Here is an 11,912-nt window from a genome sequence, read left to right on the forward strand (position 1 = left end):
GAGGAGCGGGTGAGGGTGGGATCCGGGGCGGTGGCCGCGGTGCCCCCTTCGTCCCCCGGGCCGGGGGTCCCGGGAGCGCCGTCGCCCCGGACGGCGCGGCGGAAGGCCCCGAAGCGGGCCCCGGACCGGTCGGCCGGACGGGAGGCGGACCGGGTCCGCGCGGTACCCGACGGCCCGGAGCCGTCGGCGCCGCGCGGGGAGCGGGAGGCGGTGGCCAGGGTCTGGCCCCGGCGCCGCTGGGGCAGCCCGCTGTCGCCGTGCCCGTCCGCGGGCGCACGCGTGTGCTCGGCGTCCCGCCCGGACGGTACAGGCGCGGGGTCCTCCGCGGCGCCGCGCTCCGGCTCCGCCGCCGTGTCCGCCCCCGCCGTGCGGGGCTGGACGGCCGCCGGCCGGTGGTCCGGCAGGGCGTCGCCCCCGGGCCGCGCCGCCGGCTCCTCGCGCCGGGCCTCGGTGACCAGCTCGCGCGGAACGCGTACGAGGACCCCGGTACCGCCGTGCGCGGACGGCCGGAAGGAGACCGACAGCCCGTGCTTGCGGGCCAGCCGGCCGACGACGGCGAGCCCGAGCCGGGTTCCGGAGAGCGTGGTGAGGTCCGACTCCCCGCAGACGGCTTCCTGGGCGCGGCGCAGCGCGACCTCGCCCATGACCAGCCCGCCGTCCTCGACGGTGATGACGATCCCCGCTGCGACCTCCTCGACGTACACATGCACTTCGGAGGTGGGCGGGGAGAAGTTGGCGGCGTTGTCCATCAGTTCGGCCAGCGTGTGCATCACGCCCTCGGCCGCGTGGCCGGCGATGGCCGAGGTGCTGGTGGAGTGCAGCCGGATGCGCTGGTAGCCGCTGATCCGGCCCATCGCGCCGCGCAGGATGCTCTCCATGACGATGGGCTTGGCCCACCGCCGCCCGGAGCGGGCCCCGGTGAGCACCGCGATGGAGTCGGCGAGCCGGCCCGCCTGCGCGGTCCTGTGGTCCAGGTGCAGCAGGTCGCCGAGCACCGCCTCGTCGGCGTGCCGGTGCTCCATCTCGCGCAGGTCGGCGGCCATGCCCGTGGCCAGGGCCTGCACCCGGCCCGCCGCGTTGGCGCAGGCGGACATGGCCGAGGCGCGCAGCGCCTCGCCCCGGTGCACCTCGGCGGCGACGCTCATCAGCACCCGGCGGTGCGCCTCGGAGCCCACCGGCGGCGCCGCGGCCAGCGCGGTCTCCGCCGAGGCGCCCTCGCGCAGCCGCTCCACCAGCGCGGGCACCGTGGAGGTGGCGAAGTGCAGGGCCGCCGCATCCCGTTCCGCTGCCTCGGCGTCCCGCCGCTCGATCCCGGCCCGCAGCTCGCGGGCGGTCAGCCGGGCGTGCGCGGCGACGGCGACCGCGGCGCAGAGCACCACGGCGGCGGCACCGCTGCCCCAGGCGACCGGGGCCCGCGAGGACTGCGGGGCCGCGTACACCGCCACCAGACACGCCACCGCCGCCACCACGACGGCGGCCAGCGCCGCGAGCGCCGTTCCCGTTCCCGGTCCCGGCCCGCTGTCTCTTCGGCCGTTCACGGCGCCGGTGCCGGGCGGTGGGTGCGGCGGGGGTATCGCGGGGGAGGTCATCAATCAGATCCTCGGGGACAGGTCCGGACAGGGGCAGGGCTGAGCCGCAGCATTCCGATCAACGTCGACCTAATATAAGCCTCTTCGTGATCACCCGGTGACAACGGGGTGGGCGAAGTGAGAGAACACCATTCCGGTGCCCGGGTCGAGCCGGCACCTCCTCCCTGGAGTTACTGGTGAGTTCAGCGATCAGTCTGGCCAGCATAGAGGCCGAAGCGCCCGGTCTTGTGAGCCTTTACAAGAACGCGGGGATCAGTTTGCGCAAGCACGCGCTGGAGGCGGAGCGCGCTGCCGTCTACCTGGTGCTGGACCGCTCCGGCTCCATGCGCCCGTACTACCGGGACGGCACCGTGCAGCACCTCGCCGAGCAGGTGCTGGGCCTGTCAGCGCACTTGGACGACGACGGGGTGGTGCCCGTCGTCTTCTTCTCCACCGACGCCGACGGCACGGCCGAACTCGGCCTCGGCGACTACCGGGGCCGCATCGAACACGAGCACCAGCGGCTCGGCCACATGGGGCGCACCAACTACCACTGGGGCATGGACGCGGTGCTCGACCACTATCTGGCCTCGGGGGCCCGCGCGCCCGCGCTGGTGGTGTTCCAGACGGACGGCGGGCCCACGAGCCGGGCGGCCGCGGAGCGCTTCTTGTGCAAGGCGGCGCGGCTCCCGCTGTTCTGGCAGTTCATCGGGTTCGGCGACCCGGACGCGTGCGAGTTCGCCTTCCTGCACCGGCTGGACGAGCTGGCCGTGCCGGAGCGGCGCCCGGTCGACAACGCGGGATTCTTCCCGGCAGGCCGCGACCCGCGGGCGCTGTCCGACGCGGAGCTGTACGACCGGCTGCTGGGGGAGTACCCCGACTGGCTGGCCGCGGCCCGCCGCCAGCCCTGGTGGCCGTTCGGCTGACGGGGCACCCGCGGGCCGCGCGGCGCGGCCCGCGGGTGCCCCGTGGGCGGTACCGGAACGGATCAGTGCCGATGGCGGCCGGCGGCCTCCGGGTGCTGCACGGCCTGGATCTTCTTCCACGACTTCGGCTGCGCGGGCACGCCGGCCCGCAGCCCCTTCGCGGACCCGGCGGACTCGGCGGATCCGGCGGACTCGGCGGACTTGCCCGTCGGCCCGGCGGCCGGCTTCGAGGCGGTGTACAGCCAGGTGTCGAACAGCTTCCCCAGCTTCTTGCCGGAGACCTGCTCCGCGTAGCCGATGAAGTCCCGCACGCTCGCGTCACCGCCCTCGTGCCGCTTGGGCCAGCCCTTGAGGAGCGCGAAGAAGTCCTTGTCGCCGATCTCCTCGCGGAGCGCCTGGAGGGCCATCGCGCCCCGGTCGTACACGGCCCGGTGGAACTGGTTGTCCGGGCCGGGGTCGCCGGGCTTGACCGTCCAGAACGCGTCGTCGGCCGGGCGCGAGTCGTACGCGTACTCGGCGAGCTCCCGTGCGGTGCCCTCGCCCTGGTCCTCGGACCACAGCCACTGCGCGTAGGTGGCGAAGCCCTCGTTGATCCAGATGTCCTTCCAGCGGTTGACCGAGACGCTGTCGCCGTACCACTGATGCGCCAGTTCGTGCACGACGAGGGAGGCGTTGGAGCCCCGGGAGAAGCCCGCCGGGCTGTAGAACGGGCGGGTCTGGGTCTCCAGCGCGTAGCTCGTGTCCGTGTTGGGGACGTAGCCGCCCAGGGCCTCGAACGGGTACGTCCCGAAGTAGCCCTCCAGCCACTCGGCGATCTCGCCGCTGCGCTCGACGCTCGCCCGCGCCGCGCCGTCGTTCTCGCCGAGCTCCTTGCTGTAGGCGTTGATGACGGGGGTTCCGCTCTCGGTGGTGTCCTTGGTGATGTCGAACTTGCCGACCGCGAGCGTGGCCAGATAGGTCGCCTGCGGGGCCCGGGAGCGCCACGCGTAGCGCGTCCACCCGGCCTGCGAGCGCTCCGACTGGAGCGTGCCGTTGCTGATGGCCTGGGTGCCGTCCGGGACGGCCACGCTGACGTCGTACGTGGCCTTGTCCGTGGGGTGGTCGTTGCTGGGGAACCACCACCACGCGGCCTCCGGCTCATTGGCCGCCACGCCGCCGTCCGGGGTGCGGTGCCAGGAGGTGAAGCCGTTCACCTTCACCTGGGACGGCGTGCCCGCGTAGCGTACGACGACGGTCGCGCGCTGCCCCTTCGCCAGCGGCTTCGCCGGGGTCACCTCCAGCTCGTGGGCGCCCGAGGTGGCGAACCGCGCCCGCTTGCCGTTCACCCGCACCTCGCTGACGTCGAGCGCGAAGTCCAGGTTGAAGCGGGACAGATCCTGGGTGGCGGTGGCCAGCAGGGTCGCCGTGCCCTGCAGCCTGTCGTTCCTGGGCTGGTACTTCAGCCGCAGATCGTAGTGGGAGACGTCGTAGCCGCCGTTTCCGTAGTCCGGGTAGTAGGGGTCGCCCACCCCCGGCGTGCCCGGTGACGGCTCGGCCGCCGACGCGGGTATCGCGAGCAGCAGCGCGGCGGTGACGGCCGCGGCCGGGACGAAGATTCTGTGACGCACGAGTCCTCCAACTCCTTGCGACAGGTGTCACTCCAACGGAAGGGTATGTACTCCTGTGCCGCCCCGCATGTCCACGGCAATATCTCTCACACGACTGCCGTACCCGCGCCGCGCCGGTCCCCGACGCCCCCTCCCGCACACCTCCGCGCGCGGCTACCGTCCCTGACATGGCGTTGACATGTGTACGAGACCATCGTCGCCCGTGGCGGGCGGTCACGGCCCTCGCCTCGGCCGCCCTGCTGCTCCCCCTCCTGTCCGCGCCGCTCGCACGGGCCGCCTCGGCCCCGGCGGACGGCACACCGCCCCGCACCGGATTCGAACGCACCAACGGCGAGCGCTGGACCACCCAGGCCGAGGAACAGGACTTCCTCGCCGCCGTCGACCGGGCCGGCAGCCGCGTCGCCCTCGACACCGTCGGCACCACCCGGCAGGGCCGCCCCGTCCGGCTCGTCCGCGTGGGCTCCCCGGCCCCCGGCGGGCCCGAGCAGGTGCGCCGGGGCAACTCCGTGCTGCTCGTCTGCTCGCAGCACGGCAACGAGCCCGCCGGGCGCGAGGCGTGCCTCACCCGGATCCGCGATCTGGCCTTCGCGCAGGACCGCGCCACCCGGCACTTCCTCTCCCGTACCACCGTCCTCGTCATCCCCACCGCCAACCCCGACGGCCGCGCGGCGAACACCCGGGGCAACGCCGACGGCGTGGACGTCAACCGGGACCATCTGGCGCTGAGGACGGCCGAGGGCCGCGCCATGGCCCGGGTACTGCGCGACTGGCGCCCCGACACCGTCTACGACCTGCACGAGTACGGCGGCTCCTCGCCCTACTACGTCAAGGACCTGCTCTCCCTGTGGCCCCGCAACCTCAACACCCACCGCCGCGTGCACGCCGAGTCCGAGGCGCTGTCCGAGCGGTACGTGCGCCCCTACACCGAGCGGGCCGGGTACAGCACCGGCACCTACGGCATCTGGACGGACCCGGAGACGGGCGAGCCCGTCAAGCAGGTCGCGGGCGACGGCCAGGAGCGCATCCTGCGCAACGCGACCGGGGTCAAACACGCCGTCGGACAGCTCGTCGAGTCCCGCACCACCCCGCTCACCGACGCCGAGAAGGCCGACCCCGCGGTGAACAACCGGCGCCGCGTCGGCTCCCAGCTGGCGGCGCTCCGGGGCGCCATGGACTTCGCCGGCCGGCACCGCGGCCGCATCGAGTCCGCCACCGGCCGGGCCCGCGCGGCCGGCTGGGCCGACCGGGGGCCGGTCTACCTCGGCGGCGCGGACAACGACAAGCCGGACGCCGACCAGGTGCTGACCCACCCGCCGTGCGGCTACCGCCTCACGGCTGCGCAGTGGAGGGACGTCCGCTCCACGCTGGAGCTGCACGGCGTGCACGCCCGCCGGCACGGCACGGGCGCCTATGTGCCGCTGCGCCAGACGCAGCGCGCGCTGGTGCCGCTGCTGCTCGACCAGCGGGCCGCCTACCCGCTCACCGACGGCACCCCCCGTCATGTCCTGCCGCCGGTGACCTCCGGGTGGACGCCGCCGGACGGCGGGTCGACCAGCCGCGCCGCGTCCACCGCGCAGCCCCACGACACCGTCACCCCGGCCCCGCCGTGCCCGTAGTTGTGCACGCACAGCGCGGTGCCGCCGCGCCCGTCGGCGATCCGCTCGGCCTCCAGCCGCGCGGCCGGCCGGAACGGGCGCAGCCCGACCCGGTGTTCGAGCACCCGCGCCCGTGCCACCGGCGGATGGACGGCCGCGCAGCGGCGCACGATCGCCTCGGCGGTCGCCGGGTCGGGCGCTGTGCCCTCGGCGCCGTCCTCCGCCGTGCCGCCGAGCACCAGGCCGTAGGGCTGCGGCAGCAGATACGTCGTGTCGCTGGAGTCGCCGGACGCGTCGACGTACCACTCCTCGACGCCCGGGTTCTCCACGATCACCAGCTGCCCCCGCACCGCGCGCACCTCCGGGTCCGGCACGAGCTCCCGGGCGCCCAGCCCCGCGCAGTTGACCACGGCGGGCGCCTCGGCGGCGGCCTCGGCCAGCGAGCCCGCCGCGCGCCGCTCGTAGCGGCCGCCCGCCTGCTCCAGCCGGCCCAGCAGATAGCGGAGATAGGCCGGCATGTCGACCAGCGGGGTGCGCGGCGGGGTGCCGGTCAGCCCGGTCCACACGGCGGGCGGCTCCGCGCCGTGCAGGGTGCCGCGCACCAGCCGCACCCCGGTCAGCGGCGGCTGCTCCGCGAGCCAGGCGAGGTTGCGGAACGTCCGCTCCGCCCAGTCCAGCGCCTGCTGTTCGGGCGCGATGCGGTACGGCCACACCAGTCCGCCCGCGACCGCCGAGGTGGTCCGTGCCGCGGACTCCCGGCTCCACACCCGTACGTCGAGCCCGCGCTCGGCGAGCACCACGGCGCTGGTCAGCCCGATCACTCCGCCGCCGACCACGATCACTGTCTCTCTGCCGGACCCGTCAGTCATGGGACGACCGTAGCCCCCCGACGCCGTGTCCGGCGGTGCTCGCCGGGCCGGGGGCCGCCCCGCGCCCCGTGCGGGGCACCGCCTACACCTCCTCCGGGTCGGCCTCGGTCAGTTCGCCCTCCGCCATCCGCATCCAGCGGGTGACGCCGATCTCGCGGAGGAACGGCACATCGTGGCCGGCCACGATCAGCGCTCCCCGGTACCCCGCCAGCGCGTCGCGGAGCTGCCGCACGCTCGCCATGTCCAGGTTGTTCGTCGGCTCGTCCAGCATCAGCAGCTGCGGCGCCGGCTCCGCCAGCAGCAGCGCGGCCAGCGTCGCCCGGAAGCGCTCGCCGCCGGAGAGCGTGCCCACCACCCGGTCGGCGCGCCGCTGCCGGAAGAGGAACCGGGCCAGCCGGGAGCGGATGTGCTGGTTGGTGGCCCGCGGGGCGAGCCGGGCCACGTTCTCCACGATGGTCAGCTCGTCGTCCAGGACGTCGAGACGCTGCGGCAGATACCGCACCGGCACCTGCACCGCGACCTCGCCGCCGAGCGGCTGCAGCTGGCCTGCGAGGGTGCGCAGCAGCGTGGTCTTGCCCGAGCCGTTCCGCCCCACCAGCGCGATCCGCTCGGGGCCGTACGCCTCCAGCGTGGCGCGGGCGCCGTGCGCCAGCTCCGCTTCGCGGACGATCAGCACCTGACGGCCCCTGGGCACCGCCGTGGACGGCAGGTCGACCTGGATCTCCGCCTCGTCCCGGACCAGCTCCTCCGCCTCCTCCAGGCGCTCCCTGGCGCTCTCCAGGCGCTGCTCGTGCATGATGCGGTGCTTGCCCGCCGACTCCTGCGCCTTCCGCTTCCACTCGCCCGCCACGATCTTGGGCTGGCTGCCGCTGGCCTGGACCTTCTTGCCGAAGCGGGCCCGCTTGACCAGCTTGGTCCGCGCCTCGGACAGCTCCCGCTGCTGGCGCCGCACATCGCTCTCGGCCGCGCGCACCCTGCGCTCGGCCGCCTCCTGCTCGGCCGCGACGGCCTCCTCGTATGCCGCGAAGTTCCCGCCGTACCAGTGCACCTCGCCGTCCCGCAGGTCGGCGATCCGCTCGACGAGGGCGAGCAGTTCGCGATCGTGGCTGACGACGACCAGCACCCCGTTCCAGGCCGTCACGGTGTCATACAGCCGGTGGCGCGCCGCGCGGTCGAGGTTGTTGGTCGGCTCGTCCAGCAGCAGGATGTCCGGCCGCCGCAGGAGCAGGGCGGCCAGCCGCAGCAGCACCGTCTCACCGCCTGACAGCTCACCGGTCGTGCGGTCCAGCCCGACGTGCGCCAGCCCGAGCTGGCCGAGCGCGGCCCGCGCGCGCTCCTCGACATCCCAGTCGTCGCCGACCGCGGTGAAGTGCTCCTCGGCCACCTCGCCGCTCTCGATGGCGTGCAGCGCCGCGCGGGTACGGGCGATGCCGAGCGCCTCGTCCACCCGCAGGGCGGTGTCCAGGGTGAGGTTCTGCGGCAGATGGCCCACCTGGCCGGCGGCCCGCACGGACCCGGCGTCCGGGCTCAGTTCGCCCGCCAGGAGCCGCAGCAGCGTGGACTTTCCGCTGCCGTTGGGGCCGATGAGCCCGGTGCGGCCGGGGCCGACGGTGAGATCGAGGTCGCGCAGCACCCGGGTGCCGTCCTGCCAGGAGTAGGAGAGCTGGGCGCAGCTGAGGGACAGGGGGGTGGAGAGATGCATGGGGGCCTCCCGGTCGGGATCGCGTAGCGAACGGTGGTCAACGCGGGAGACACCGGGCGCCCCGGCGGCGGCAGTACGCGGTGTGCGGCACGCGGCGCGTACGGCAGACGGCGCACGGAACGCTGGGGCGGGAAGGGAGGTGCGGAGCAGAACGGCAGCTCGCTTCCGAGGTCACACTCGTGGCACACACAGACGGGGCACACGGTGTCTCAGGACCTCAGATGCGCAACGGCCTCTCCAATCAACGGCAGCAGAGCCAAGAAGGCACGATACGCGGGGCCGCCCGCTGTCGCAAGGCTTTTCTGCGGGGCCGCGATGTGCTGTGCTTCGCCTATGGTCCATACCACAGAGTCCGGCCCGCGCTCCGGCTCCGGCGGGCACCGCACGGTTCCGCTCCGGCACATGACGGTTCACGCGCCGGAAGCGCGGGAACGCGCCCGCGTGTTCTACGAGCTGATGTCCCGCCGCCGCACCGTGCGCGACTTCGACTCCAGGCCGCTGCCGGACGGCGTCCTGGAGTGGGCGGTCCGCACGGCCGCGACGGCGCCCAGCGGAGCGCACGTCCAGCCGTGGCGCTTCGTCGTGGTCACCGACCCCGAGCGCAAGCGGCGGCTGCGGGAGGCGGCGGAGGCCGAGGAGCGCGAGTTCTACGAGCGCCGCGCTTCCGAGGAGTGGCTCGACGCGCTGGCGCCGCTGGGGACGGACGAGCACAAGCCGTTCCTGGAAGTCGCGCCCGCCGTGATCGTCGTCTTCGAGGTGCACAAGGGGCCGCAGACGCCGCGGCCGTACTACACGAAGGAGTCGGTGGGCGTGGCCGTCGGGCTCCTGCTGGCCTCGCTGCACCAGGCGGGCCTGGCCACGCTGACGCACACGCCCAGCCCGATGCGGTTCCTCAACGAGATCTGCGAGCGCCCGCCCGAGGAGCGCGGCGCCTATGTGATCCCCGTGGGCTATCCGGCGCCGCGGGCCCGCGTCCCGGACCTGCACCGCAAGGAGCTCGACGAGGTCATGATCCGGCTCTGACCGCGCGGGCGCGCGCCCGCGCGGTCACCGGTCACGGCCGGCGGCTCAGGCCAGGCCCGCGCGGCGCAGGGCCTCGGCCATCTCGCTGTTCTGCGGGGCGGGTGCGGACGGGCCGCGGCCCGAGCCCTTCGGCCTGCCCTGGCCGCCCTTCTCCCTGCCCCTGCTCCTGTCCCGGCCCTTGTCGCCGCCCTTGTCGCCGCCCTTGTCGCTGCTCCTGGCTCCGGTTCCGCCCTTGTCCCCGCTGCTGTCCCTGCCCCTGGGGCGCTGCCGCTGGCGCGGTGCCGTGTCGGCGGCGGGCGCCTCGTCGTCCAGCCGGAGTGTCAGCGAGATCCGCTTGCGGGCCTCGTCCACCTCCAGGACCCGGACCCGGACGATGTCCCCGGGCTTGACCACGTCACGCGGGTCCTTGACGAAGGTCTTCGCCATCGCGGAGACGTGCACCAGCCCGTCCTGGTGCACCCCGACGTCCACGAAGGCGCCGAAGGCCGCGACATTGGTCACCACGCCCTCCAGCACCATGCCCGACCGGAGGTCGGACAGCTTCTCCACGCCCTCCTTGAAGGAGGCGGTGCGGAAGCCCGGCCGGGGGTCGCGGCCGGGCTTCTCCAGCTCGCGGAGGATGTCCGTGACGGTCGGCAGGCCGAAGGAGCCGTCCACGAAGTCGGCCGGATCCAGCGCCCGGAGCGTCTTCGCGTTGCCGATGAGGGACGGGACGTCCGTCCCGGCGGTCCGCACGATCGTGCGGACCACGGGGTACGCCTCCGGGTGCACGGACGAGGCGTCCAGCGGGTCGGCGCCGTCCCGGATCCGCAGGAAGCCCGCGCACTGCTCGAACGCCTTCGGGCCGAGCCGCGCCACCCCCTTCAGCTCCTCGCGGCTGGCGAACGGGCCGTTGGCGTCCCGGTGCGAGACGATGTTCTCCGCGAGGGAGGAGCCGATGCCGGAGACCCGGGAGAGCAGGGGCGCCGAGGCGGTGTTGACGTCCACCCCGACGCCGTTCACGCAGTCCTCCACGACCGCGTCCAGCGAGCGGGAGAGCTTCACCTCGGACAGGTCGTGCTGGTACTGCCCGACGCCGATGGACTTGGGGTCGATCTTCACCAGCTCGGCGAGGGGGTCCTGGAGCCGCCGGGCGATGGAGACGGCACCGCGCAGCGAGACATCCAGCTCCGGCAGCTCCTGCGAGGCGTACGGGGACGCCGAGTACACCGAGGCGCCCGCCTCGGAGACCATCACCTTGGCCAGCTTCAGCTCCGGCCGCGCGGCGATCAGCTCACCGGCGAGCTTGTCCGTCTCGCGGGACGCCGTGCCGTTCCCGATCGCCACCAGCTCGACCCGGTGCGCCTCGGCGAGCTCGGCCAGCCGCGCCAGCGCCGCGTCCCACTGCTTCTGCGGGGCGTGCGGATAGACCGTGTCGGTGGCGGCGACCTTGCCCGTCGCGTCGATCACGGCGACCTTGACGCCAGTGCGCAGCCCCGGGTCCAGACCGAGGGTGGACCGGGTGCCCGCCGGGGCCGCCAGCAGCAGGTCCCGCAGGTTGGCGGCGAAGACCCGCACCGCCTCGTCCTCGGCCGCGGTGCGCAGCCGGGTGCGCAGGTCGATGCCGAGGTGCACCAGCATGCGCGTACGCCACGCCCAGCGGACCGTCTCCAGCAGCCAGCCGTCGGCCGGCCGCCCCTCGTCCCGCACGCCGAACCTGCGGGCGACGGCCTGCTCGTACCAGCTCGGGCCCGGCAGGTCGGCCTCCTGCGCACCGGCCGCCTCCGGCTCCAGGGTGAGGTCCAGGACCTCCTCCTTCTCACCGCGCAGCAGCGCCAGCACCCGGTGCGAGGGGAGCTCGGTGAAGGACTCGGAGAAGGAGAAGTAGTCCGCGAACTTGGCGCCCTGCTGCTCCTTGCCCTCGCGCACGGCGGACACCAGCCGCCCCTGCTCCCACATCCGCTCGCGCAGCTCGCCGATCAGGTCCGCGTCCTCGCCGAAGCGCTCGGCCAGGATCGACCGCGCGCCCTCCAGCGCCGCGTCGGCGTCGGCGACGCCCTTCGCCGCGTCCACGAACGCGGCGGCGGCCGCCGCCGGCTGCACCGAGGGGTCCGCGAGCAGGCCCTCGGCCAGCGGCTCCAGCCCGGCCTCGCGGGCGATCTGCGCCTTGGTGCGCCGCTTGGGCTTGTACGGCAGATAGATGTCCTCCAGGCGCGCCTTCGAGTCGGCCGCGCGGATCCGCTCCGCCAGCTCCTCGGTGAGCTTGCCCTGCCCGCGCACGGACTCCAGGATCGTCTCGCGCCGCTCCTCCAGCTCTCGCAGATAGCGCAGCCGCTCCTCCAGAGCGCGCAGCTGCGCGTCGTCGAGCATCTCGGTCGCTTCCTTGCGGTAGCGCGCGATGAACGGCACGGTCGACCCGCCGTCGAGCAGCTCGACAGCCGCGCTCACCTGCCGCTCGCGAACGCCGAGCTCCTCGGCGATCCTGGCTTCGATCGTCGTCGTCACGATGGTTGGTTCCGCCTTCTCGGTGCTGTGGGTCCCCCCGTGAGATCCCGCGTCAGCCTGCATTGTGGCAGGTGGCTGTGACATCCGCGCCGCTGGAACGCGCGGGCGGTGCGGGGTGGTGCGGGGGCGGTGCGGGGC

The 11,912-nt window shown here is 74.2% G+C and carries 8 protein-coding genes; 3 read left to right on the forward strand and 5 right to left on the reverse strand.

Annotated features, from left to right (window positions below):
- On the reverse strand, positions 1-1,589 hold a 1,589-nt coding region (locus G5C65_RS20045; RefSeq protein WP_165300262.1), incomplete at its 3' end, for a sensor histidine kinase.
- Positions 1,590-1,765: 176 nt separating this feature from the next.
- On the opposite strand from G5C65_RS20045, the gene G5C65_RS20050 reads away from it, so the two are divergent.
- Entirely contained in the window at positions 1,766-2,494 is a 729-nt protein-coding gene (locus tag G5C65_RS20050; protein ID WP_165300263.1) for a VWA domain-containing protein, read from the forward strand.
- A 62-nt stretch (positions 2,495-2,556) separates the two neighbouring features.
- Here the strand turns inward: G5C65_RS20050 and G5C65_RS20055 are convergent, their stop codons facing one another.
- On the reverse strand, positions 2,557-4,101 hold the full coding sequence (locus G5C65_RS20055; protein ID WP_165300264.1) for a M1 family aminopeptidase: 1,545 nt from the start codon (positions 4,099-4,101) through the stop codon (positions 2,557-2,559).
- Positions 4,102-4,268: 167 nt separating this feature from the next.
- Between G5C65_RS20055 and G5C65_RS20060 the strand changes: the two genes are divergently transcribed.
- Positions 4,269-5,717 carry a M14 family metallopeptidase gene (locus tag G5C65_RS20060; RefSeq protein ID WP_165300265.1) on the forward strand — a complete coding sequence of 483 codons (1,449 nt, stop codon included), beginning with the start codon at positions 4,269-4,271 and terminating at the stop codon, positions 5,715-5,717.
- Here G5C65_RS20060 and G5C65_RS20065 read toward each other — a convergent pair.
- Positions 5,600-6,565, reverse strand: coding sequence for an FAD-dependent oxidoreductase (locus G5C65_RS20065; protein WP_165300266.1), 966 nt, complete (start codon positions 6,563-6,565; stop codon positions 5,600-5,602). The two genes, G5C65_RS20060 and G5C65_RS20065, sit on opposite strands and share 118 nt — an antisense overlap.
- An 82-nt stretch (positions 6,566-6,647) precedes the next feature.
- Positions 6,648-8,267, reverse strand: a complete 1,620-nt coding sequence (locus tag G5C65_RS20070) for an ABC-F family ATP-binding cassette domain-containing protein (RefSeq protein ID WP_165300267.1) — start codon at positions 8,265-8,267, stop codon at positions 6,648-6,650.
- Between the two features lie 333 nt (positions 8,268-8,600).
- On the opposite strand from G5C65_RS20070, the gene G5C65_RS20075 reads away from it, so the two are divergent.
- Complete coding sequence (locus G5C65_RS20075) at positions 8,601-9,290, forward strand: nitroreductase family protein (RefSeq protein ID WP_165300268.1); 690 nt, start codon at positions 8,601-8,603, stop codon at positions 9,288-9,290.
- 45 nt (positions 9,291-9,335) lie between these two features.
- Here G5C65_RS20075 and G5C65_RS20080 read toward each other — a convergent pair whose 3' ends face one another.
- A complete protein-coding gene (locus G5C65_RS20080; RefSeq protein WP_165300269.1) occupies positions 9,336-11,774 on the reverse strand; it encodes a helix-hairpin-helix domain-containing protein in 2,439 nt (812 codons plus the stop codon).
- Positions 11,775-11,912: the final 138 nt, after the last annotated feature.

Source organism: Streptomyces boncukensis (assembly GCF_011045075.1).
Lineage (GTDB): Bacteria > Actinomycetota > Actinomycetes > Streptomycetales > Streptomycetaceae > Streptomyces > Streptomyces boncukensis.

Coding starts and splice junctions, on each gene's coding strand:
- G5C65_RS20060 (WP_165300265.1), top strand. CDS start 4,269: ATGGCGTTGACATGTGTACGAGACCATCGTCGCCCGTGGCGGGCGGTC.
- G5C65_RS20065 (WP_165300266.1), bottom strand. CDS start 6,565: ATGACTGACGGGTCCGGCAGAGAGACAGTGATCGTGGTCGGCGGCGGA.
- G5C65_RS20070 (WP_165300267.1), bottom strand. CDS start 8,267: ATGCATCTCTCCACCCCCCTGTCCCTCAGCTGCGCCCAGCTCTCCTAC.
- G5C65_RS20075 (WP_165300268.1), top strand. CDS start 8,601: ATGGTCCATACCACAGAGTCCGGCCCGCGCTCCGGCTCCGGCGGGCAC.